This is a genomic window from Cupriavidus sp. F041 (assembly GCF_057814235.1).
In genome coordinates, this window is record NZ_JBVASY010000002.1 from 3,237,779 (window position 1) to 3,259,349 (window position 21,571).

20 protein-coding genes, 1 other RNA gene and 1 riboswitch are annotated in these 21,571 nt (G+C 66.1%); of the genes, 7 read left to right on the plus strand and 14 right to left on the minus strand.

Annotated elements, in window-relative coordinates; translation table 11 throughout:
* Positions 1 to 7 precede the first annotated feature (7 nt).
* The gene (locus ACZY0R_RS32330) at positions 8 to 1,837 is read right to left on the minus strand and encodes a TonB-dependent receptor plug domain-containing protein (protein WP_488866296.1); all 1,830 of its coding nucleotides are present in this window, start codon (positions 1,835 to 1,837) and stop codon (positions 8 to 10) included.
* A 228-nt stretch (positions 1,838 to 2,065) separates the two neighbouring features.
* Positions 2,066 to 2,307, minus strand: a riboswitch (cobalamin riboswitch).
* A 208-nt stretch (positions 2,308 to 2,515) separates the two neighbouring features.
* On the opposite strand from ACZY0R_RS32330, the gene ACZY0R_RS32335 reads away from it, so the two are divergent.
* The 6 genes from ACZY0R_RS32335 (at position 2,516) to ACZY0R_RS32360 (ending at position 6,135) form a co-directional block, all read left to right on the plus strand.
* A complete protein-coding gene (locus ACZY0R_RS32335) occupies positions 2,516 to 2,833 on the plus strand; it encodes a hypothetical protein (protein WP_488866298.1) in 318 nt (105 codons plus the stop codon).
* Positions 2,830 to 3,171: a cell division protein ZapA gene (locus ACZY0R_RS32340; protein WP_441625331.1), complete on the plus strand. Its 342-nt coding sequence runs from the start codon at positions 2,830 to 2,832 to the stop codon at positions 3,169 to 3,171. The genes ACZY0R_RS32335 and ACZY0R_RS32340 overlap by 4 nt, the downstream gene beginning before the upstream one ends.
* Positions 3,172 to 3,456: 285 nt before the next feature.
* Positions 3,457 to 3,667: non-coding RNA, 6S RNA (ssrS, locus tag ACZY0R_RS32345), on the plus strand.
* A gap of 202 nt (positions 3,668 to 3,869) precedes the next feature.
* Complete coding sequence (locus tag ACZY0R_RS32350; protein ID WP_488864209.1) at positions 3,870 to 4,364, plus strand: EVE domain-containing protein; 495 nt, start codon at positions 3,870 to 3,872, stop codon at positions 4,362 to 4,364.
* Between the two features lie 136 nt (positions 4,365 to 4,500).
* On the plus strand, positions 4,501 to 5,313 hold the full coding sequence (locus tag ACZY0R_RS32355; RefSeq protein ID WP_441625335.1) for a sulfite exporter TauE/SafE family protein: 813 nt from the start codon (positions 4,501 to 4,503) through the stop codon (positions 5,311 to 5,313).
* 120 nt (positions 5,314 to 5,433) lie between these two features.
* Complete coding sequence (locus ACZY0R_RS32360; protein ID WP_035876034.1) at positions 5,434 to 6,135, plus strand: SIMPL domain-containing protein; 702 nt, start codon at positions 5,434 to 5,436, stop codon at positions 6,133 to 6,135.
* Between the two features lie 69 nt (positions 6,136 to 6,204).
* Here ACZY0R_RS32360 and ACZY0R_RS32365 read toward each other — a convergent pair whose 3' ends face one another.
* The 8 genes from ACZY0R_RS32365 to ACZY0R_RS32400 form a co-directional block, all read right to left on the minus strand.
* The gene (locus tag ACZY0R_RS32365; RefSeq protein WP_488864212.1) at positions 6,205 to 6,864 is read right to left on the minus strand and encodes a nucleotidyltransferase family protein; all 660 of its coding nucleotides are present in this window, start codon (positions 6,862 to 6,864) and stop codon (positions 6,205 to 6,207) included.
* Positions 6,861 to 7,904 carry an XdhC family protein gene (locus tag ACZY0R_RS32370; RefSeq protein ID WP_488864214.1) on the minus strand — a complete coding sequence of 348 codons (1,044 nt, stop codon included), beginning with the start codon at positions 7,902 to 7,904 and terminating at the stop codon, positions 6,861 to 6,863. Before ACZY0R_RS32370 ends, ACZY0R_RS32365 begins: the two co-directional genes overlap by 4 nt.
* 4 nt (positions 7,905 to 7,908) lie before the next feature.
* Positions 7,909 to 9,108: a vWA domain-containing protein gene (locus tag ACZY0R_RS32375; protein ID WP_488864216.1), complete on the minus strand. Its 1,200-nt coding sequence runs from the start codon at positions 9,106 to 9,108 to the stop codon at positions 7,909 to 7,911.
* The gene (locus ACZY0R_RS32380) at positions 9,102 to 9,995 is read right to left on the minus strand and encodes an AAA family ATPase (RefSeq protein WP_045236085.1); all 894 of its coding nucleotides are present in this window, start codon (positions 9,993 to 9,995) and stop codon (positions 9,102 to 9,104) included. Before ACZY0R_RS32380 ends, ACZY0R_RS32375 begins: the two co-directional genes overlap by 7 nt.
* A gap of 19 nt (positions 9,996 to 10,014) precedes the next feature.
* On the minus strand, positions 10,015 to 10,608 hold the full coding sequence (locus tag ACZY0R_RS32385) for an SRPBCC family protein (RefSeq protein WP_488864218.1): 594 nt from the start codon (positions 10,606 to 10,608) through the stop codon (positions 10,015 to 10,017).
* 67 nt (positions 10,609 to 10,675) lie between these two features.
* The gene (locus ACZY0R_RS32390; RefSeq protein WP_488864220.1) at positions 10,676 to 13,090 is read right to left on the minus strand and encodes an aerobic carbon-monoxide dehydrogenase large subunit; all 2,415 of its coding nucleotides are present in this window, start codon (positions 13,088 to 13,090) and stop codon (positions 10,676 to 10,678) included.
* A gap of 25 nt (positions 13,091 to 13,115) precedes the next feature.
* Positions 13,116 to 13,634: a (2Fe-2S)-binding protein gene (locus ACZY0R_RS32395; protein WP_488864222.1), complete on the minus strand. Its 519-nt coding sequence runs from the start codon at positions 13,632 to 13,634 to the stop codon at positions 13,116 to 13,118.
* A 44-nt stretch (positions 13,635 to 13,678) separates the two neighbouring features.
* Positions 13,679 to 14,545, minus strand: a complete 867-nt coding sequence (locus ACZY0R_RS32400) for an FAD binding domain-containing protein (RefSeq protein ID WP_488864224.1) — start codon at positions 14,543 to 14,545, stop codon at positions 13,679 to 13,681.
* 240 nt (positions 14,546 to 14,785) lie between these two features.
* Here ACZY0R_RS32400 and ACZY0R_RS32405 point away from each other — a divergent pair, with 240 nt between their 5' ends.
* Complete coding sequence (locus tag ACZY0R_RS32405; RefSeq protein WP_488864226.1) at positions 14,786 to 15,592, plus strand: LytR/AlgR family response regulator transcription factor; 807 nt, start codon at positions 14,786 to 14,788, stop codon at positions 15,590 to 15,592.
* 53 nt (positions 15,593 to 15,645) lie between these two features.
* On the opposite strand, the gene ACZY0R_RS32410 is transcribed toward ACZY0R_RS32405, so the two are convergent.
* The 5 genes from ACZY0R_RS32410 to ACZY0R_RS32430 form a co-directional block, all read right to left on the minus strand.
* Positions 15,646 to 17,199 carry a malonate--CoA ligase gene (locus ACZY0R_RS32410; RefSeq protein WP_488866299.1) on the minus strand — a complete coding sequence of 518 codons (1,554 nt, stop codon included), beginning with the start codon at positions 17,197 to 17,199 and terminating at the stop codon, positions 15,646 to 15,648.
* A 75-nt stretch (positions 17,200 to 17,274) separates the two neighbouring features.
* Positions 17,275 to 18,057 (minus strand): enoyl-CoA hydratase/isomerase family protein, encoded by a 783-nt coding sequence (locus tag ACZY0R_RS32415; protein ID WP_488864228.1) that lies wholly within the window; start codon positions 18,055 to 18,057, stop codon positions 17,275 to 17,277.
* Positions 18,058 to 18,100: 43 nt separating this feature from the next.
* Positions 18,101 to 19,087, minus strand: coding sequence for a Bug family tripartite tricarboxylate transporter substrate binding protein (locus tag ACZY0R_RS32420; protein ID WP_488864230.1), 987 nt, complete (start codon positions 19,085 to 19,087; stop codon positions 18,101 to 18,103).
* 92 nt (positions 19,088 to 19,179) lie between these two features.
* Positions 19,180 to 20,646, minus strand: a complete 1,467-nt coding sequence (locus tag ACZY0R_RS32425; RefSeq protein ID WP_488864232.1) for a malonyl-CoA decarboxylase domain-containing protein — start codon at positions 20,644 to 20,646, stop codon at positions 19,180 to 19,182.
* A 10-nt stretch (positions 20,647 to 20,656) separates the two neighbouring features.
* On the minus strand, positions 20,657 to 21,358 hold the full coding sequence (locus ACZY0R_RS32430; RefSeq protein WP_488864234.1) for a GntR family transcriptional regulator: 702 nt from the start codon (positions 21,356 to 21,358) through the stop codon (positions 20,657 to 20,659).
* Positions 21,359 to 21,571: the final 213 nt, after the last annotated feature.

The following is a 21,571-nucleotide window of genomic DNA, read 5'->3' on the forward strand; positions in this document are numbered from 1 at the left end:
GCCGCCATCACTGGCGCCAGCCCAGCGTGATAAAGCCGGCGCGTCCCTGCGTATTGTAGGGATAGGCGAGCTGGTAGTTCTTGTCGAACAGGTTTTCCACGCGGGCGGCAACGAACCATTGCTTGTCGATGTTGTAACGGGCAGTGAGGTTGACGATACCGTATCCGCCCAGCGTACGCGAGCCGCTATCGAGGCGGGCCGACGAAACAATCCACTCCCCGCCCAGGCGGAAGGCGCCAAACTGGCGGCCCACGTCGAAGGCGGCATGGCGGCGCGCGCGGCGCAGCAACTGCGTATTGCTCTGCTCGTCCACCGGGTTCTGGAAGGTCACGCTGGCGCCCACGTCGGTGCCCATCAGCCTGGCGCGCCACGAGGCTTCGATGCCCTGCACCTTGGCCTTGTTGATATTCTGCGCCAGGAACAGGCCGCTGGGCTGCAACGCGGCGGTGATCAGGTTGTCGTAGCGGGTCTCGAACGCGGTCACGCGCAGCAGGCCCGCGCTGTCCGTGCTGTACTGCGCGCCCAGCTCGACCGACTTGGCGCGCTCGGGCTGGATGCCGGGCTGGCCAAAGTTGGGATAGTACAGCTCGTTGAAGGTCGGCGCGCGGAAGGCATTGCTGGCGTTGGCGATCAGCTTGAACGCCTCGGTCACGTTATAGCCGTAGCCGGCGAAATAGCTCGCCTGGCTGCCGAAATCCGAGTAGTGGTCGTTGCGCACATTGAGCTGCAGCTGGTGCTTGCCCAGCCGGCCATCGTAGCCGCCGAACACCGACACAATATTGCGGCCCGGCGCGCCATACGTGTTCGAGCTGAATTCCTGCTGCGCATACTCCGTGCCGAACAGCAGCGTATGAGTGGGCGCCAGCGCATATTCGTTCTGCCAGGTGTACTGGCGGTTGCGCGTGTTGAAGTTGCTGTTGAACAGTCCGTTCAAGGTGTTTTCGCTATTGTCCCCGCTCTGCGCGACCTTGAAATGCGTGGTCCAGTCCCGGGTGAACTTGCCATTGACAAAGGCGGATACGGTGTACAACTCGCTGTTCATCCACCAGACATCGGTCGGCTTGCCTGTCGTGGTGTCGTAGGAGAGCTTGCTCTTCGAGTAGTAGGCGGTGACGCCGGCGTCCCAGTCGCTGGTGATACGATGCTTTACCTGGCCCGATACGCTCTTGTTGTCATACGGGTTGTCGTTCGGGTTCGGGCCAATGCCCTTCTTTGCCTTGGCCGGATTGTCACCGTTCCATTGGGCCGCATTGATCGCCGAAAACCCTTCTGTCTTGACGGCCGACCCGGTGATATTGAACGAGGTATCGCCCACCTGGCCGCCGTAGCCCACCGTGCCCTGGCGCGTATTGTTGCTGCCGTATTCGATCTGAGCGTTGGCCGCGGGAGCCTGGCCCGCACCGCTCTTGGTAAAGATCTGCACCACGCCGCCGATCGCATCCGAGCCATAGAGCGCCGAGACATTGCCGCGCACGATCTCGATATGGTCGATCTGGTCGGGCAGGATATTCGAGAGCTGGGCCGTGCCGCTGCTGGCCGCCGAGATCCGCACGCCGTCGATCAGGATCAGCGTCTGGTTGGAGTTGGCCCCGCGCATGAACAGGCTGGTATTGGCGCCCAGGCCGCCGTTGGCGGCAAACTCCACGCCGGCCTGCGTGCGCAGCAGCGAGCGCAGGTCGATGGCTTGCGAGTTGACGATGTCCTGCTGGGTCACCACGGTGGTATGCGGCAGTGCCTCGGTCAACGGCTGGACAGTGCGGGTGGCAGTGACCACCACCGGGTCGAGTTGCGCGTCGGCCGCGGGCTGCGCCGCGGATTGCCCGGCGGACTGGGCCATGGCAGCGCCGGGCGCGCTCATGGCGAGCCAGGCGGCGAGCGCGGCGGGCAGTTGCCGCGAGACGAAAACGGGTGTGGTGTGGCGGCGCGCCGGCAATGCCGGACGGCTCGACCTGGAGGGCGAAAAGCGCATGATGCTGAGTGGGAGAGAGCTGCCTGATCCGTTCCCCCGCGGACCGTCTGGCGACGAAGCGCGCCACCGGCTCCTGCAAGAAAACCGCGAAAGGGGGGGCGCACTCTCGTTCAGGCCGGTATCCGGGCTGACGACACCAGTCCGACCGCCTTCCCGAACCTTGCGGTTCAGTGGCTTGTGGGTCGGCCTTGCGATCTTGCGATCGCGGTCGCTTACCGTTGCGGGGGCAGCACAGGTTGGCACGGCCCCGCCCTGGCGGCGGCTGGCTCCCTGTTTCCCGTTGAACTGCAACCCTGTAGTGAATAGGATTACGAGCACCTGGAACGTGCGCGAGTGTAGGCAGTTTCGGGGCAAGCGTCAATGCCGCGGGAAATCCGTGGCAAAGCGCCCGAAAACAGGCATAAAGCCGTCGCCCGGAATGCCGTTAAGCGACGATGCATGCAACTTCGGCGCGCAGGCCCGGTCACACACACCTGCGTTCGCCGTCCTCACGATAGCGCTTGGGCTAAAATCCCAAAACCCGAGACCCTAGATATGACAGGCTCTATGCTCACCGAACTCGAACAACTCGCCGCCAAGATCGGGCGTGTGCTGCACCATGCCGATACCCTTGCGGCGGAGAACCAGCGGCTGCGCGAGGAGATCGAACGCCTGCAGGCCGAGGCCAGGCAGCTGCGCGGCGACCGCGAAGCCATGGCGGCAGACCGCGAGCTGCTCAATATCAAAATCGAGGAAGCGCAGTTGCGTATCCAGTCGATCCTCGACAAGCTGCCCACCGCCAGCGACGCCCGCCAGCTCGACCTGCTGGGCGAAGGCGAGGCGGCCAGCCGCGCCGATCACAAGGCCCCCGGAGAAAACGCATGAGCAACAAGCAAGTCGAAGTGAACATTGCCGGCCAGTCCTACCGCTTCGCCATTTCGCCCGACAATGAAGCCGCGCTGCTGGAAGCCGTGGCACTGGTAGACGACCAGATGACCCGTCTCAAGGGCGGCGTGTCCGCCAAAGGCGTGGAACGCGTTGCCGTGATGGCCGCCATCAGCATCGCCTCCGACCTGCTCTCGCTCAAGCGCAAGCAGCAGGAGGACGGCGCGATTCCCGTGGATGCCGTGCGCGCGCGCATTCGCGAACTCAACGAACGCGCGGACGAAGCCCTGCGGCAGTACGCGCACGTGGGTACCAATGCGCCCGCGCCGCGCAACTGAACGCACCGCAGGCGGTGTACCGCACGGCACAGGGGGGCCGCGATGTGCCCGACATGCCGCGCGCGTCAGCAAAATGTAACGACACGCAACGACGGGCTTGGTATGGAAAGCGGTGCGGTGTATAGTGGAGCCAAGCCGCACCAAGCCACATAGTTGCGGCACCTTAGGTCGGGTTATCGCGCCTGACCGCCGTTTTCATCCCATCCAAGTTCGAAACGGCAAACGTCTGACAGCCCTCCCGGAGCAGTTGTGTTCGGTAGTGCAATAAAGGTCAGACGTTTGACAGTTTCCCTGCCTGGTTCGTCAGGATCATATTCCTTGAACCGATAAGCATTTGTTGGTGCGGGATTATGCCGTGTGGGCGAGCGCGTCGCTTGGTTCATAGTCGCAGTCTGGACTCCCTGAAACAGTGATGTACCCGAAATGCGGCTTCCGCAGCCACTCTGAACCTCACTTGGGTTCAGGATGCCGATCCAGCGGCCGAGGCGGGGACCCCTCTAAAGGCGGTGGTTTTTTAACCACCGCCTTTTCCTTTTGTGCCGCGCTTTCTTGCGCCGCTATGTTCCCCTCTTCCGCCCTGCCCCCGCTTTCTTGCTGACGCGCGCCCACGCCGGCCCGCGTCGGGCAAACGGTTTTCTTTTGGCCGGGCTTGCTGCACGATAGCGCTGTCGCCAACGTCACGCCTGCACTGCCTGCCCATGAGCCGATCCACGCAAGCCAATGCCACCACGCGCGCCCGCCAGTACTGGCTGATGAAATCGGAACCCGACGAGGCCAGCATCGATACCCTGGCCGAACGCGGCACCTTGCCATGGACCGGCGTGCGCAATTACCAGGCACGCAACTTCATGCGCGACGCCATGCGCATCGGCGACGGCGTGCTGTTCTATCACTCCTCCTGCCCGCAGCCCGGCATTGCCGGCCTGGCCGAAGTCAGCTCGCAGCCCTATCCCGACCCCACCCAGTTCGACCCGAAGAGCGACTACTACGACGCCGCCGCCAAGCCCGATGCACCGCGCTGGATGCTGGTCGACGTGCGCTTTGTCGGCAAGGGCCCGCTGATCTCGCTGGCCGACCTGCGCGCGCACGAGGAACTGGCGGACATGGCCGTGCTACGCCGCGGCAACCGCTTGTCGATCACGCCGGTGACGCCGGCCGAATGGCGTTTCATTACCACGAAGCTGATGCGCTGAAACGCTGAGACGCTTCAAAGATGCGGTGCGGCGGCGGCCGCCCACCATGGCGGGCGGCACTGACGGTCACACAGGCAGCATGACACAATGGCTGCCGACTACATAACTACAACACCAATAAGGCCGATTCCGCATCATGAGTTTTTCCCTGATTCCCGGGCTGTTGCTGCTCGGCGCCTTCACCGGTTTTTGCGCCGGCTTGCTCGGCGTCGGCGGCGGCATGCTGATGGTGCCCTTCCTCACGCTGCTGTTCACCGCCATGGCCTTCCCGCATGAGGCCATCGTCCATATGGCGATCGCCACTTCCATGGCGACCATCCTGTTCACTTCGCTGTCGTCGGTACGAGCCCATCACAAGCGCGGCATGGTGCGCTGGAAACTGGTGCTCGCGCTGGCCCCGGGCATCCTGATCGGCGGCATGATCGGGGGCGGCAAGGTCTTCGCGGCGCTCAAGACGAGCTGGCTGTCGCTGCTGTTCGCGGTGTTCGTCGGTTTTTCCGCATGGCAGATGCTGCGCAACCGCAAGCCCGCCCCGCACCGGCAGCTCCCCGGCACGCCGGGCATGCTGGGCGCCGGCGGCGTGATCGGCTTCCTGTCCAGCCTGGTCGGCGCGGGCGGCGGTTTTGTCTCGGTGCCGTTCATGACCTGGTGCAACGTGCCTATCCACAACGCCGTGGCCACCTCGGCCGCGCTCGGCTTTCCCATCGCCGTGGCGAGCGTGATCGGCTATGTATGGAGCGGGCTGGGCCAGGGCGGGCTCCCGGCGGGTTCGCTCGGCTACATCTATCTGCCGGCGCTGGCAGTGATCGCCGTGGCCAGCGTGCTGACCGCGCCGCTGGGCGCGCGCACCGCGCACCGCATGGATGTCGGGCAACTCAAGAAAGTCTTCGCCTGCCTGCTGTTCAGTCTCGCGGCCTATATGCTGTGGAAGGCCTGGCACGCGTTCTGAGCGGCTGCGTGGGCGGTGGAGCGCAGCGGATACATGTAGATACAACGTCGATCGCAAGGTAACGGAACGATCACCTTGGCCGCGCGTCTGATTTGCATCGCCAAGAAAGGGAGAATCCTGATGAAACAACTGCTTGCCGCCACGCTGCTCGGTACCACCGCCATGGTTGCCTCCGCCCAGGGCGGCGGCCCGACCCACGACCCGGCGCCCGCCGGCGTGCTGTCGCTGTCCGCGCAGGCTGCCACCGAGGTACCCACCGACGTGGTGCACATGACGCTGGCAGCCGAACAGGAAGGCGCCGAGCCCGGCGCGATTTCCTCGTCGCTGTCGGCGAAGACGCAGGAAGTGATTGCCCAGGCAAAGCGGACCAGCGGCGTGCAGGCGCAATCGGGCGGCTTCACCATCTATCCGTCCAACGACAAGAACGGGCGCATCAGCACCTGGCGCGGCCGCGCCGAGGTGATTCTGGAGTCGCGCGATTTCTCCGCGGTGTCCAAGCTCGCTGGCCAGCTCGCCGGCCAGATGCAGGTGCAGAACATCAGCTTCTCGCTGTCGCGCGAAGCCCGCCACGCCGCCGAGGCCAAGCTGACCGAGCAGGCCGTGGCCTCCTTCCGCGAAAAAGCGCAGGCCACCACCAAACTGTTCGGCTACGGCAGCTACACCATCCGTGAAGTCCAGGTGAGCGAAGCAGGCGCCGTGCAGCCGATGCCGCGCATGTACGCGGCCAAGGCCATGATGGCCGATTCCGCGCCGGTGCCGGTGGAAGGCGGCAAGGCCCAGGTCACGGTGACGGTGAACGGTTCGGTGCAGATGCTGAAGTAAGTCCCGCGCGTCCGGACCAGGACGAACCACACACGGGCCTCTTCCGCGCAGCGGGAGAGGCCCGTTTTCCTACGCGCAAGCCGTGCCGCCAACGCCCAGCCGCTCCACGATGCGGGCGTAATCCTCCGGTGTATCCATGTCGATGGTGAAGCGGTCGTGGCGGGCTTCATGGATGAAGACTTCGTCCGGATGGTCGGCGATCAGTTTGCGGCAACCGGGATTGACGTGCCCCGCCACCACCTCGGCGGCATAGCTGGCGGAAAAGGCGACCGGGTTGCCGCGCTGCCCCGCGAATACCGGGACCAGGATCGAGCCGCGCGGCATGGCGCCGAAGGCGCCCACCAGCTCCAGGTAATCGCCGGCCTCCAGCAAGACCTGGTCGGCCAGGCAGACCAGCACCACGCTGCACGGCAGCCGCAGCGCGGCGACGCCGGCGGCCACCGAGGTCATCTGGCCTTCCTCATAGCGCGGATTGGGCTGGAAGCTGACTGGCAGGTCCTCAAGCGCTTCGATCACCGCGCGGCCCTGGAAGCCCGTCACCACGACAAGCTCTTGCGGTCCCGCGGCGAGCACGGCGCACACGGTACGCCTGACCGCAGGTTGCCCGGCCACCGGCAGCAGCAGCTTGTGCCTGCCCCCCATCCTCGATGACATGCCGGCGGCCAGCACGACCGCCGAGAAGGCAGGCGGCGCGTTCGTACTGCCGTTCATGTCGCTCATGTCGCTCATGTCGTTTCCCGCTGCCGCGTGATCGCCACGTACTTGCCCGGCTCGCGCTCGAATTCCGCCTTGCAGCCGTCGCAGCAGAAATACAGGCGCTGCCCGCCGTAGTCGACAACATACTTCGCCGAAGCGATATCGATCTCCATCCCGCAGACCGGGTTCACGTAGCGCGCCGGCATCGGCTCGACCGATGCCATCGACTCGCACGGACGCACCACGGGCAGCTTGTCGCCCGTCCCCGCGCCCGACACCTCGGCCGCCCGCTCCTGCTCCAGCAGGCGGCGCAGCATCACCAGCCCCGCGACCGCGCCCAGCGCGATCTCCTGCGGGGTCCGCGCATGGATACAGGGCCCGGCCGGCGCATGCAGCGCCGCCAGGCGTTCCGGGGCGATGCCGCGCGCGCGCATGGCCTCGCGCAGCTTGTCCGCCTTGCGCTGGCTGGCTACCAGCAGGACAGCCGCGGCAGGACTGCGCATGGCGGCTTCCAGGGCATCCTCGTCCCCGTCGCCCTGAGTGGCCACCAGGACCAGCAGCGGACCCAGTAATGCAAAGGCCGCATCGTCGAAGCCTTCGATGACACGCGGCAAGCCAAGCGCGGCGAGTGGCAAGGTTACCTTTGCTGCGGCGGCAACGCTCAGCCCCATGCGCTGCGCGAGCACGCAGGCCTCCAGCGCGGTGGGCGTCGCGCCAAGCACCAGCACCACGGGCGGCGGCAGCGTCGGCTGGATGAACAGTTCGATGGTGCCGTTGCTCGCGCACGGCATGGCGTGGTTTTCCACATCCGCCTCCGGCGCCGCGGGCGCGTTGCTGATGCGAAGCAGCTTGGGCTGCCCCGAACGGATCGCCTCCAGCGCGGCCTGGATCACGATGGCGCGGGAACAGCCGCCGCCAATCCAGCCGTGCAACGTGCCATTGGCTTCCACCAGCGCTTGCGCGCCTACCCAGGCCGAGGTCGGCGGCTGCGCCCGTATCACGGTGGTGACGGCGAACGGCAGCGAGGCTTCGATCAGCCGTTGCTCTAGTTGCAGGAGAGTATCGTCGTTCATTGCTTCATTGCAGAATGGACAGCACTTGTGGCAGCACTTGCTGAAGACTTGCGAGATCGCGCGCGCCGGCCAGCAGGTCGATATACGGCAGCGCAGCCAACATGCCGGCGCTGGCCAGCGTAAAGCCGGGCTGGCCCGCGAGCGGATTGAGCCAGACCACGGTGCGGCAACGCCGCCGGATCCTGTGCAGCGACTGCCGCAGCAACGCCGGCGCGCCGGCATCGTAGCCGTCGCTGACGATGACGACGGCGGTGCGCGAGTGCAGCAGCGCCGCGGCATGTTGCCGGTTGAATTCATCCAGGCTTTCGCCGATGCGCGTGCCGCCCGCCCACCCCGCCGACAGGAGCGCCAGCCGCTCCTGCGAGCGCCAGGGATCCGGATCGCGCAGCGCCTGCGCGATGCCCACCAGCCGCGTATGGAAGATGAAGCAATGCACGTCGGAAACGCGCGCGCTCAACACCCGTGCGAGCCGGAGAAAGAAGAAGCTGTACAGGCTCATCGAGCGGCTCACATCCAGCAGCAGCACGATGCGGGGACGCCGCCGCTGCGGGCGCCGCCAGGCCAGGTCCAGCGGCAGGCCGCCGCGCGACACGCTGCGCCGGATCGTCGACGGCATGTCGATCACGCGGCCGGAAACGGCGCGGCGTTCGCGGCGTGTCTGTATGCCGCGCAGCCGCTGCGCGAAGCGCCGCATCGCCTCGTCGATGGCGAACAGTGCATCGGGCTGGTTGAGATGGCGAAAGTCCGCATGGGCGAGCGAGGCCTCGTCCGAGACGCCGCGCGCGGCCGCGCCGCCCATACCGGTCATGTCGTTGCCATATCCACCGGGTGCCAGCGGCGTGCCTTCGCTGTCGTCGGGCCGGCCGCCGTCGCGCTGCCGCGCCATGCGGCCGGCGCCGCCCGCATGGGCCTGCACCAGCGCGCGGCGGTTCGGCCTGAGGAAGTAGGCGTCGAACAGTTCATCGAAGCGGCGCCATTCCTCGGCGCGCGAGCACAACAGCGCGCGCAGGCTCCAGCGCAGCAGCTGGCTATCCATCTGCCCCATGCGCTGCGCCACCTCCATCGCGGCGGCCATCTCGCTGCTGGTGATGCCAAAGCCGTTGGCGCGCAGCCATCCCGCGAACCCGGCGTAGCGGGATTCGAGCATGGCACCGAGGCTTTGCGGAGGCGCCCGTTCGTCGGCGCAAGGGATGGCGGTCAGCATGCTGCAGCCAGTTTTTCCACGACCGGACGGGTCAGCCCGGCCTGGTCCGCGCGCGTCTTGACGAGGGCGGACAGGGAATCCATGATCCGCTCGGCGCCGCCGGCGTCGAGCGCGCTGATGCCCAGCCGAAGCAGGGCCGACACCCAGTCGAGCGTCTCGGCAAGGCCGGGCCGCTTCTGCATATCCATCTGCCGCACGGCCTGCACGAACTCGACGACCTGGCGCGCGAGCTTCTCCGGCACTTCCGGCACCTGCATGCGCACGATCAGCAGTTCCTTGTCGAAGCTCGGATAGTCCACGTACTGGTACAGGCAGCGGCGGCGCAACGCATCGGAGATCTCCCGTGTGCCGTTCGAGGTCAGGATCACGAAGGGACGCTCCGCCGCACGGATCACGCCGAGCTCCGGGATCGACATCTGGAAATCCGACAGCAGCTCCAGCAAGTACGCTTCAAACGCTTCGTCCGTGCGGTCTATCTCGTCAATCAGCAGCACCGGCGCCGGCGTCGTGGTGATCGCTTCCAGCAATGGCCGCTTCAACAAGTAGCGCTCGGAGAAGATGTCCTGCTCCTTTTCCGGGACCGGGCGTTCGTCCTGCTCCAGCAGCTTGATCGCCAGCAACTGGTGCTGGTAGTTCCACTCGTAGAGCGCCGAATGCGCGTCCAGCCCCTCATAGCACTGCAACCGGATCAGGCGCGTGTCCAGCAAGCGTGCGAGCGCCTTCGCGACCTCGGTCTTGCCGACGCCCGCCTCGCCCTCCAGCAGCAGGGGACGGCGCATCTCCATGGTCAGCAGCAGCGTCGCCGCGAAGCTGCGCTCGGCGATATAGCCATGCCGCTCCAGGCGCTGCTGCAGCGATACCACGTCATTCATGCGGCCGGTGGTCATGGCGGGCTCGGGCATCCGGTCAGGTGGCCTTGCGGGAAAAGATCCCGCGCACCCAGTCGCGCAGCATGGCCCAGGCAAGCGCCAGGCCGTTCAACCCGGCTTGCGGCGCGACCGCCTCCGGCACGGGGGTATCGGCGGCATCCGTAGCCGGCCGTGCCCGCGGCGCCTCCACAAGCGCCGCGAAATTGGCGCCGAATTGCTTGAGGATCTGGTCCCCCGCCGCGTTCATCATCCGTCCGCCGAACGCGGCCGCCTTCCCGCTCATCGTCACCTCGCTCCTGCCGGCCAGCTCGCAAGCCGCGCCTGCCGCCCGCACGGTCGCGAGCAGGTCCATCGACGCGGCGGAAGAGCCCGTCGAATCCGCACCCTTGCCGGCCAGATGCAGGCTTCGCGCGGCCGGATCGAGGCCAAGCACTTCGATATCGCCCTTGAACGACATCGTGGCGGGGCCGAGCCGCACGACAATCGTCCCCTTGTAGTGCGTGGCATCCACGCGCTCGGTGATCGTCGCACCCGGCATGCACGCGGCCACGGCCTCGATATCCCGCAGGGATTGCCACGCGGCATCGACCGTGGATGCCAGCGGAAACACCTTTTCGAGTACGACTTTCATCAGAATGTCCTCGAGTTCGTGAGCCGCCGCCGGCCACCGGACGCGGCGCGATGGCGGGCTCCTGGCGTCAGCGCTCCGCCAGCCCGAGCGCGCGGCTTTGCAGCCAGACGCGATAGGCGCTGTGGGGCATGTTCATATGCGTGACACCCAGGTGCGCGAAGGCATCGACCACCGCCGAGGTGAAGCACGGGATCGAGCCGACGTGCGGCGATTCGGCCACGCCCTTCGCGCCAATAGGGTGATGCGGCGACGGCGTGACAGTGAAATCGGTATCCCAGTGCGGCGTTTCGATCGCGGTCGGGATGAAGTAGTCCATCAGCGTGGCGCCCAGCAGGTTGCCGGCTTCGTCATAGGGCATCTCCTGCCCCATCGCCACCGCGAAGCCCTCCGTCAGCCCGCCGTGGATCTGCCCTTCGATGATCATCGGGTTGATGCGCGTGCCGCAGTCATCCAGCGCGTAGAAGCGGCGCACCCGCGTCTCGCCCGAGTAGCGGTTGATATCGAGCACGCAAACGTAGGCGCCGAACGGGAAGGTGAAGTTGGGCGGATCGTAGTAGTCCACCGCTTCCAGCCCCATTTCCATGCCTTCCGGCACGTTGTTGTAGGCGGCCCATGCGACCTCCTTCAAGGTCTTGAACTGTCCGGGCGAACCCTTCAGGGCAAAGCGGTCCAGGTCGAACTCGACATCGTCCGGGCTGACCTCGAACAGGTGCGCGGCGATCAGCCGGGCCTTCTCGCGGATCTTGCGCGCCGCCCGCGCCACCGCCGCGCCGGCAACCGGCGTGGAGCGCGAGCCATAGGTGCCAAGGCCGTATGGCGCGGTGGACGTATCGCCCTCCTCTACTTGGATCGCCGATGCCGGGATGCCGGCCTCCGAAGCAATGATCTGCGCGTAAGTCGTCTGGTGGCCCTGCCCCTGCGTGATCGTGCCCATCCGGGCGATTGCCGAGCCGTCGGGATGCACGCGGATCTCGCACGAATCGAACATGCCGATGCCGAGGATGTCGCACGACTTCGACGGCCCCGCGCCGACAATTTCGGTAAAGGTGCTGACACCGATGCCCATCAGCCACTCGGCCTGCTTGTCAGCCCGCCGCGCCGCCTGCTCGGCGCGCAGCGCGGGATAGTCGACGGCGTCCAGTACCTTGCGCAGCGCGGTTTCGTAATCGCCGGAATCGTACTCAAGTCCCAGCGGCGTGAGATACGGGAACTGGTCCTTGCGTATGAAATTGCGCAGCCGCAATTCAGTCTTGTCGATGCCGAGCTTCAGGGCCAGCACGTCGAGCATGCGCTCGATCAGGTAGACCGCCTCGGTGACGCGGAACGAGCAGCGATAGGCCACGCCGCCAGGAAACTTGTTGGTGTAGACGCCATCGACCGAGACGAAGGCGTTGGGGATCGCGTAGGAACCGGTGCACACATGGAACATGCCCGCCGGCCACTTGGTGGGGTCGGCGCACGCATCGAAGGCGCCGTGATCCGCGACGACATGCACGCGCAGTGCCTTGATGCGCCCGTCGCTGTCCGCGGCGAGTTCGCCCTTCATGTGATAGTCGCGAGCAAACGCGGTGGTGCTGAGATTCTCCGCGCGCGATTCGATCCACTTGACCGGCCGCCCGAGCACGATCGATGCCACGATGGAAGCGACATAGCCGGGATACACGCCAACCTTGTTGCCGAACCCGCCGCCGATATCCGGCGAGATGATGCGGATCTTCGACTCCGGGATGGCGGACAGCAGTCCGACCACCGTACGCACCACATGCGGCGCCTGCGAGGTGATGTAGACCGTGAGGTCCCCGCGCGCCTTGTCGTAGGACGCCACGCAGCCGCACGTCTCCAGCGGGCACGGATGCACGCGGGGATACAGCATGTCCTGCGTCACGGTGACTTCGGCGGTGTCGAACACGCGGTCGGTCTTGTCCTTGTCGCCGATATTCCACGTGAAGATGTGATTGGGATGCCTCCGCGCGCCATGCGCGCCCACCTGCTTGTCGCGGATGTCCTCGCGGATCACCGGCGCGTCCGGCGCCAGGGCTTGCAGCGGATCGACCAGCGCGGGCAGTTCCTCGTATTCCACTTCCACCAGTTCCGCGGCATCAGCCGCGACATAGCGGTCGTCGGCCACGACGAACGCCACCTCCTGGTTCTGGAAACAAACCTTCTCGTCGGCCAGCACCGCCTGCACGTCGCCGGCCAAGGTCGGCATCCAGTGCAGCTTGAGCGGCTTCAGGTCGTCGGCGGTCAGCACCGCGTGCACGCCAGGATGCGCGAGCGCGCGCGACTTGTCGATCTTCTTCACGCGCGCATGCGCGTATGGGCTGCGTACCATCACACCGAACAGCATGCCCGGCATCTTGATGTCATCGACATAGGTGCCCTTGCCCTGCAGGAAGCGCGGATCCTCGCGGCGCTTGCGCGAACAGCCCATGCCTTCCAGCGCGGCCACGCGCTCGGATTCGGCATTCATATTTCCCATCATGCTTCTCCGTGGCATCGTTGTTGGATCACTGCGTCTCGCCCATCAGCGGATGCGAGGTCTGGACCGCCTCGCCGCGCAGCTTGCGCGCGGCGTACCGCACGGCTTTCACGATGTTCTGGTAGCCGGTGCAGCGGCAGAGGTTGCCGGCCATCCAGTAGCGGATCTCCTCCTCGCTCGGGTCGGGGATCTCCTGCAGCAGCCGGTGCGCGCGGATCAGCATGCCGGGCGTGCAGAAGCCGCATTGCAGCGCGTGCTCCTGCATGAAGGCCTCCTGCAGCGCGTGCAACTCGCCGCCTTGCGCCATGCCTTCCACAGTCAGCAGGTCCGCGCCTTCCGCCTGCACCGTCAGCACCGTGCAGGCCTTGACCGACATGCCGTTCATATCGATGGTGCAGGCGCCGCAATGCGAAGTCTCGCAGCCGATGTGCGGGCCAGTGTGCAGGCACCGCTCCCGCAACGTGTGGATCAGCAGCTCGCGCGGCTCGACCACCACGTCCGTCTCCTTGCCGTTCAGCCTGAACGACACCATCGTCTTCTTGCTCATGTCGTGCCTCCGGAACCTGCTAATCGGCTTACCGTACCGGCAATTCAGTGCGCGGCCCGCGAACAGGCAACGCGCAGCGCGCGCTGCGTCATCTCGCCCGCCATCGCCGTCTTGTATTCGACGTCGCCGCGCAGGTCCTCGGCCGGGTCGCAGATGGCCATCGCCAGCCGCGCGGCCTCGGCAATGGCGGCATCGTCAAGCGGTTTTCCGCGCAGGTATTGCTCTGCGTCGCTGGCCCTGAGGGCGGTCGGCGCGACATTGGTCAGCGCGATGCGCACGTCCTCCACGGTCTCGCCGCGCATGCGCAGCATCACCGCCGTGGCGGCGGTGGCGAAGTCGCCGGATTTGCGCTTGAGCTTGGCGTAGCAATGGCCGCTGCCCGTGGCTGGCACCGGAATGCGGATTTCGGTCAGGATCTCGCCCGCTTCGAGCAGCGTCATGTAGGTGCCGAGAAAGAAGCCGTCGGCCGGCACCACGCGTTCTGCAAGCTTGCCCGCGAGAACGAACGAGGCGTCCAGCGCGATCATCAGCGCCGGATGATCGTTGCCCGGATCGCCGTGCGAGATGTCGCCGCCGAGCGTGCCCCGGTAGCGCACCTGCGGGTCCGAGATCTGCCGCGCGCCCTCGACCAGCAGAGGGCATTTTTCCTGCAGCAAGGCCGACCAGATCAGCTCGTTCTCGGTCGTCATGGCACCGATGCGGATCTCGCTGCCGTCCTCGCGAATGCCCTTGAGTTCCGCCAGCTTGCCCAGGTCGATCAGGTGGCCGGGCTCGGCGAAGCGCAGCTTCATCATGGGCAGCAGGCTGTGGCCGCCGGCAAGGAGCTTGGCGTCGTCGCCGTACTCTCCGAGCAAGGCAAACGCCTCCGGCAACGTCTTCGGCACGTGATATTCGAACGGACGAGGTATCACATCGGTCTCCTTGTCATGCGCCAGTTCCCGCCCAGGCCAGCGATGCCCCGGGCGCGCAGTGTTTCTTGCAGCATTTCAGATTGCAGCGCAGCAAAGCAATTTGATTTCCCGAACGGACGTTTTGCCTGCGCCAGGCGTCGGAAACTTGCACGAAATGCAGGTTGCACATACAACAGAAATGCACAACAGAAATTCCGGGCCAGGCGCGCGAGGGACCCCATGAATGACCAGGAGATGTGAATGGACCGCCATGCGCCCTTCACCGTGACGACGCCCGATGCGCGTCGCCAGGAGACGTTCCAGCACAAGCTGGAGCAGTTCAATCCGGGCATCGTCTGGCTCGATGCGCAGGGGCATGTCACCGCGTTCAACGATGTTGCGCTGCAAATCCTGGGCCCCGCCAGCGAGCAGTCGCTGGGCGTCAGCCAGGACAAGCTGATCGGGATCGATGTGTTGCAGTTGCACCCGGAGAAGAGCCGGGAGAAGCTGCGCTTCCTGCTTCAGGCGGAGGACGCCAGCGGATGCCCGGTGAAGTCGCCTCCGCCGCTCGCCATGATGATCAACATCCCCGACCGGATCCTGCTGATCAAGGTGTCCAAGATGACGGCCTCGGGCGGTATCTGCGGCACCTGCATGATTTTCTACGACGTGACGGATCTCACGAAGGAACCGGATGAACAGCGCGCGGGCGGCAACGTGCCGTTGCCGCGGCGGCTATTCAAGATTCCCGTGTACCGCAAGAACCGCGTGATCCTGGTGGACCTGAAGGACATCGTGCGGTTCCAGGGCGATGGCCACTACACGACGATCGTGACCAAGGACGAGCGCTTCCTGTCCAATCTCTCGCTGACGGATCTCGAGCATCGCCTGGACGACAGCGTCTACCTGCGCGTCCACCGCAGCCATATCGTCAGCCTTCCGCACGCGATCGAAGTGATTCGGTCGGAAGAGCATATCCAGCTGGTGATGGACGATGCGGAACACACGCTGGTGCCGGTGAGCCGGTCGAAGGCGACGCAACTGAAGGAGTGGCTCGGCGTGACGTAGTGGCCAGGCCGGCGTGACGGCGAGGCGGCGGCCCTGACCGCCGCCTCGCAGGCTTACAGCGCCGGGAACTGCTGGCGCAGCACGTTCTTCTGCACCTTGCCCATGGTGTTGCGCGGCAGTTCATCGACCAGGTGCACGCGCTTGGGCACCTTGAAGTTGGCGATGCGGCCCTTGAGCGAGCCGATCAGGATGGACTCGTCGAGCTCGGCGCCGGGCTTGCCGACCACCACCGCGACCACCGCTTCGCCAAAGTCGGCATGGGGCACGCCGATCACGGCGCTTTCCGCCACGCCCGGCATCTCGTCGATAAAGCTCTCGATCTCCTTCGGATAGACGTTGTAGCCGCCGGAGATGATCAGGTCCTTGCTGCGGCCGACGATGGTCAGGTAGTCGTCCGGTACATTGCGCTCGCCGGCCTGGCTGACGATGGCGCCACCAAAGCGGCCCACGTCGCCGGTCTTGAACCAGCCGTCCTCGGTGAACTCTTCCTGCGTCTTTTCCGGCATGCGCCAGTAGCCATGGAACACGTTGGGTCCGCGCACCTCCACGTTGCCGATCTCGCCGGCCGCGCAAGCCTTGCCGTCGCCATCCACCACGCGCACGGAAACGCCCGGCAGCGCCTTGCCGACGGTGCCGCCGATACGCTCGCCGGCATCCGCCTCATACGGGTTGGAGACCAGCATCACGGTCTCGCTCATGCCGTAGCGCTCCAGGATGGTGTGCCCGGTGCGCTCGCGGAAGGCGTCGAAGGTTTCCATCAGCAGCGGCGCCGAGCCGGACACGAACAGCCGCATGCGGCGGCAGGTATCGTCGTCGAAGCGCGGCTCCTGCAGCATGCGCACGTAATAGGTGGGCACGCCCATCATCACGGTGGAACGCGGCAGGAATTTCAGCACCTGGGCCATGTCGAGCCTGGGCGCCCAGATCATCTTGGCGCCGGCCAGCAGCGCGCCGTGCGAAGCCACGAACAGTCCGTGCACGTGGAAGATCGGCAGCATGTGCAGCAGCACGTCGTCGCTGCGCCAGCCCCAGTATTCGTGCAGCGTCTTCGCATTGGAAGCGAGGTTGCCGTGGCTCAGCATGGCGCCCTTGCTGCGCCCGGTGGTGCCCGACGTGTACAGGATGGCGGCAAGATCGCCGGCGCCGCGCGCCACGGTGGCGAAGCTGTCCGGCTGCGCGGCGGCGCGGGACAGCAGCGAGCCCGAGCGGTCGTCGTCCAGCGTAAACACATGCTGCGTGCCGTGGCGGAACGCCACTTTGGAAACCCAGCCGAAGTTAGCGCTGCTGCACACCACCACCGCCGGCTCCGCGTTGCCGACGAAATAATCGATCTCGGCTTCCTGGTAGGCGGTATTGAGCGGCAGGTAGACGTAGCCGGCGCGCAGCGTGGCCAGGTACAGGAACAGCGCCTCGGGCGACTTCTCCACCTGCACCGCCACGCGCGCGCCCTCGGGCAACTTGAGCGCGGTCAGCAGGTTGGCCATCCTGGCGGTGGCGCGGTCGAGGTCATCCCAGCTGTAGTAGAGGCCGTCGTGGGTCTCGATGCAGCAGGCACTGCGATCCGCCGGAAAGCGGGATTCGAATAGGGCGAACAGGTTGGCGTTCATGTTGCGGAAGATAAAAAACGGAATCGGCAATAGCATGGGCATCCCGATCAATAGCCGGCAATGATAGGCCCGTTGCTACTGCCCGGTAAAGCGCGGCGGCCGGCGCGCCAGGAATGCGGCCACGCCCTCGGCATGGTCGCTGCTGCCGCCATAGCGAAAGTGCACCTCCAGCTCCGCCGCGCTCAGCGGCTCGGGGGCCGGCGCGAGACGCCGGATGCTCTCCTTGTTGATACGTGCAGCCAACGGGGCACCCGCGGCGATGCGTTTCACCGTGGCGGCCACTTCCTCGCCGAGCGCCGTGGCCGGCACCACGCGCGTCAGCAGCCCCTTGTCGCGCGCCTCGGCGGCGTCGAACACGCGCCCCTCCAGCAGGATCTCCAGCGTCACCGCGCGGCCTGCCAGGGCCAGCAGCCCTGTCAGTTCGCCGGGGGCCATGGGAAAGCCGAGGCGGTTGATCGGCACGCCGAAACGGCTGTCGCCGGCGGCAATGCGCAGGTCGCAATGGCAGGCGATCTCCAGCCCGCCGCCCACGCACACCCCCTCGATCATCGCCACCGTGGGATGGAGGCAGCCGGCGATGGCGGCCAGTGCCGGCGCAATCACCTCCACGTGATAACGGCGCAGCGCGCCGGCGTCGGCCCGCTCCTCGGGAAACTCGGCGATGTCGGCGCCGGCGGCAAAGTTGCCATCGGCGCCGCGTATCACCACGCAGCGCAGCGAGGGATCGGCCGACAGTTGCGCAAAGCCTTCCGCCAGCGCGCGCCACATGGCCACCGAGATCGCATTGAGCTTGCCCGCGTGCGACAGCGTGACGGTGGCTACGCCACCGTCACGCGCGAACTCCACCGCGCCGCTCATGCCTGCGCTCCACGCGCACCAGGATGCATTGGTCGATTCCTCATCAGTCGATCTTGGCGCCGGATTGCTGCACCACCTGCGCCCAGCGCTTGATCTCGGCGCGCTGGAACTGGGCAAACTGCTCTTGCGTGTAAGCCGGCGTGTCGGAGCCGTTGGCCAGCCAGATCTGTTTCATCTCCGGCGTGTTCAGTGCCTTTTCCACTTCCGTGTAGAGCTTGTCGACGATGTCCTTGGGCGTGCCCTTGGGCACCCACATCGCGTACCAGGTGGAGACATCGTAGTTGGGCACGCCGGCTTCGGCGGCGGTCGGCACATTGGGGAAGGCGGCCGAACGCTTGGTCGATGCCACCGCCAGCGCCTTGATGCGCCCGGCGCGGATATGCTGGGCCGAGGAGCCGAGCCCGTCGAACACCATATCGACCTGGCCCGCGATCAGGTCCGACAGCGCGGGGCCCGCCCCCTTGTAAGGAATATGCGTGATGAAGGTCTTGGTCTGCAGCTTGAACAGTTCGCCCGCCAGGTGGTGGGAGGAGCCGTTGCCGGCCGATCCGTAGTTCAGCTTTCCGGGGTTCTTATTGGCGTAGGCAATCAGTTCGCCCAGCGTGTTGGCCGGCACCTTGGCCGGGTTCACCACGATGACCTGCGGCGGCTGCGCGATCACCGTGACGGGGATGAAATCCTTCTCGATGTCGTAGTCGAGCTTCTTGTAGAACGACGGTGCAATGGCATGATGGGCGCCGCCGATAAACACGGTGTAGCCATCCGGCGCCGCCTTGGACGCGATGCTGGCGCCCACCGTACCGCCGGCGCCGCCGCGATTGTCGATCACGAACTGCTTGCCGAGCTGCTTGGAGAGCTGGGCGGTAAGGGGACGGGCGAAGGCATCCGTGCCACCGCCAGCGGGGAACGGCACGATCACGGTGATCGGCTTGGACGGCCAGGTGTCGGCCTGCGCCACGGGAGCAACCGCGCCGAGACCCGCGCCAAGCGCACAAGCCAGCCCTGCCAGTTGAAACTGACGACGATTCATGAATCTATCTCCTCTCTCTTATGCTGCGGAAAGTCAAATGAAAGACTGCCGAATGGCCCGTGAAACTGGCCCTGTTTACGACCTGACGAGGGTCACAACAGCTTGCCCACCGCGCGACTGACCCGCGGGTTGCCGTTGCCGAGGCGAACCAGATTGTCATCCAGCGCCTCGGTCGCGTAAAGGTAGTTCACCATCATGCCGCACGACTGCGCGCGCCCCTTGCGCGACAGGTCGGCGGCCCAGTTCAGGCGCTCCACGCAGGCGCCATTGCCCAGGTGGAAGCGCGCCACCGGATCGGCCGGCAGCACCTGCTGGCGCTCGCGCACCAGGTAATGCGCCGCCAGCGCCAGCGCTGTGTCGCGCACCAGTGCGTCCTCGGAATCCGCCGGCAGCGCCGCCAGCCAGCCGGCACCGTCGGCGGGCGGGGTGCCGTGGCGCTCGCTCCAGCGCGCCAGGCGCTTGTCGCCCAGCACCTTGGCCACCGACTCGCCGTCGCGCTTGCGCAGCCAGTCGGCAAAGCCGGGAATGGGGGACAGCGTGGCGAACTGCTTGAGCTTGGGAAACTCGCGCTGCAATTCTTCGATCACGCGCTTGAGCAGGAAATTGCCAAAGCTCACGCCGCGCAAGCCCGCCTGCGTATTGGAGATGGAATAGAAGATGGCCCACTTCACGCGGCGCAGGTCTTCCAGCGGCGCGGCCTCGTCCAGCAGCGCGTGGACGTTCGCCGCCATCTCGGGCACGAAGGCCACCTCGACAAAGATCAGCGGCTCGCGCGGCATGCGCGGATGGAAGAAGGCATAGCAGCGCCGGTCCGAATCGAGCCGGTTGCGCAAATCCGCCCAGGAGGCGATCTCGTGCACGGCTTCGTAGCGGATCAGCTTCTCCAGCAACGAGGCCGGCGAATCCCAGGTGATCGGCTGCAATTCGAGCAGGCCGACGTCGAACCAGTTGGAGAACAACGCCTCGAGATCGTCATCGAGCGGGCGCAGGCCCGGCACGCGCTTATGCCAGCGCAGCATATCCGCGCGCAAGCCGATCAGGAAATGCAAGCCGCACACGCTGGCGCCCTGCTGGCCGTGCAAGGCGGCCAGGCGCTTGAAGAAACGGATGCGCGCGTTCGACATGGCTTGCGGCAGGCTGGAGGCCGGATTGCCGGCCTTGCCGGCCTTACCCTCCTCGCCCGCTTCCGTGCTGCCATTGGCCGCGACTTCCGCCAGCACGGCGAGCATGGCCTGGCGCGCATCGTCGCCCGCCGCCTCGTACTCGGCGCGCCAGGTCTGCGCGGCGGCGTTGGCGGCGCCGTCGGTCAGGCGCGCGTCAAAGCACAGGCGCAGTTGCTCGCGCTGCCTGCGCAGCACGCGGGCCGGCAAGGTCACGGGGCCGGCGTCCGCCTTGGCATCGATGCCGGCACCGGGCCTGGCGTTGCCATCGCGCTCGCCCTTGCGGCCCCACCAGCGGCCGAAGCGCGACAGCAGGGTTTCGCCCGAGGGCTCGGGGCCGCTGAGGGGAGCACTGACGGGAGCACTGGCTTTCTGTTCGCTGTTGCTGAGGGTATCCATGGGGTACCTGCTATCGATGGATGGATGAACCGGCGCCCGCGGCGGTATCCGCGGGCGCCTGCAACTCTGCCGCGTCCAGCGCCCTGAGCGCGGCGCGCTGGCGCAGCAAGTGTGTCTTCATCAGGGTTTCGGCGCCCTCTGGATCGTGCGCCTTGAGCGCGGAGAACACCGACTGATGTTCGGCGCAGGATTCGCGGATGCGGCCCGGCAGCTTCAGGCTCTTGTGGCGCGACAACCGCAGCACCTTGCGCAAATCGCTGATCAGCCCCGACAGCCAGCGATTGCCGGCGAGCTGCTGGATCGCTTCGTGGATCTGGTAATTGGTTTCGTAGTAGGCGTCGATATCGCCGCCCCGGGCGTATCGCGCCAGATCGGCATGCAGGCTCTCCAGGGCATCCAGGTCGGCAGCGGTGGCGTTCCGTGCGGCCTCATAGGCGCAGCGCCCTTCCAGCAGCGCCATCAGCGGGAAGATCTCGTCGAGGTCCTGCTCAGACAGCGCATTGACGAAGCAGCCACGGCGTGGCTCCAGCCGCACCAGGCCTTCGGCGGCGAGGACCTTGAGCGCCTCGCGCATCGGCGTGCGCGAGATTCCCATTGATTCGGCCACGCTGGCTTCGTCGATCCAGGCACCGGGCATCAGCGCGTGCTCGTCGATCATGGTGCGCAGGCGCTCCGCCACCTCGAGGTAAAGGGCCTGCTGGATGATGCGCATGGTGCCTCCGGATGGAAGAATGCAATGGCATCGGGATGGCTTCGGATGTGTCTTGCCAGGCCCAATAATTCATAATTATGAATAACAGTGACGCAATGACAAGACAATTCGATGCTGCGCAGCCGCATGCGCAGCGTGCGCCACTAATGTGACAAGGCGCGTTTTGGTTGCTGAAACAGGCTGCGGAAGCACTTCGCCAGCGCCCCTAGCCAC

Excerpts from the sequence above, each read along its gene's own strand:
- ACZY0R_RS32375 (WP_488864216.1), bottom strand. The coding sequence starts at position 9,108 with ATGCTGACCGCCATCCCTTGCGCCGACGAACGGGCGCCTCCGCAAAGC.
- ACZY0R_RS32390 (WP_488864220.1), bottom strand. The coding sequence starts at position 13,090 with ATGATGGGAAATATGAATGCCGAATCCGAGCGCGTGGCCGCGCTGGAA.
- ACZY0R_RS32410 (WP_488866299.1), bottom strand. The coding sequence starts at position 17,199 with ATGAACGCCAACCTGTTCGCCCTATTCGAATCCCGCTTTCCGGCGGAT.
- ACZY0R_RS32360 (WP_035876034.1), top strand. The coding sequence starts at position 5,434 with ATGAAACAACTGCTTGCCGCCACGCTGCTCGGTACCACCGCCATGGTT.
- ACZY0R_RS32350 (WP_488864209.1), top strand. The coding sequence starts at position 3,870 with ATGAGCCGATCCACGCAAGCCAATGCCACCACGCGCGCCCGCCAGTAC.
- ACZY0R_RS32430 (WP_488864234.1), bottom strand. The coding sequence starts at position 21,358 with ATGCGCATCATCCAGCAGGCCCTTTACCTCGAGGTGGCGGAGCGCCTG.
- ACZY0R_RS32335 (WP_488866298.1), top strand. The coding sequence starts at position 2,516 with ATGCTCACCGAACTCGAACAACTCGCCGCCAAGATCGGGCGTGTGCTG.
- ACZY0R_RS32405 (WP_488864226.1), top strand. The coding sequence starts at position 14,786 with ATGGACCGCCATGCGCCCTTCACCGTGACGACGCCCGATGCGCGTCGC.
- ACZY0R_RS32340 (WP_441625331.1), top strand. The coding sequence starts at position 2,830 with ATGAGCAACAAGCAAGTCGAAGTGAACATTGCCGGCCAGTCCTACCGC.
- ACZY0R_RS32365 (WP_488864212.1), bottom strand. The coding sequence starts at position 6,864 with ATGAGCGACATGAGCGACATGAACGGCAGTACGAACGCGCCGCCTGCC.
- ACZY0R_RS32395 (WP_488864222.1), bottom strand. The coding sequence starts at position 13,634 with ATGAGCAAGAAGACGATGGTGTCGTTCAGGCTGAACGGCAAGGAGACG.
- ACZY0R_RS32330 (WP_488866296.1), bottom strand. The coding sequence starts at position 1,837 with ATGGCCCAGTCCGCCGGGCAATCCGCGGCGCAGCCCGCGGCCGACGCG.
- ACZY0R_RS32425 (WP_488864232.1), bottom strand. The coding sequence starts at position 20,646 with ATGGATACCCTCAGCAACAGCGAACAGAAAGCCAGTGCTCCCGTCAGT.
- ACZY0R_RS32385 (WP_488864218.1), bottom strand. The coding sequence starts at position 10,608 with ATGAAAGTCGTACTCGAAAAGGTGTTTCCGCTGGCATCCACGGTCGAT.
- ACZY0R_RS32370 (WP_488864214.1), bottom strand. The coding sequence starts at position 7,904 with ATGAACGACGATACTCTCCTGCAACTAGAGCAACGGCTGATCGAAGCC.
- ACZY0R_RS32355 (WP_441625335.1), top strand. The coding sequence starts at position 4,501 with ATGAGTTTTTCCCTGATTCCCGGGCTGTTGCTGCTCGGCGCCTTCACC.
- ACZY0R_RS32420 (WP_488864230.1), bottom strand. The coding sequence starts at position 19,087 with ATGAATCGTCGTCAGTTTCAACTGGCAGGGCTGGCTTGTGCGCTTGGC.
- ACZY0R_RS32380 (WP_045236085.1), bottom strand. The coding sequence starts at position 9,995 with ATGACCACCGGCCGCATGAATGACGTGGTATCGCTGCAGCAGCGCCTG.
- ACZY0R_RS32415 (WP_488864228.1), bottom strand. The coding sequence starts at position 18,057 with ATGAGCGGCGCGGTGGAGTTCGCGCGTGACGGTGGCGTAGCCACCGTC.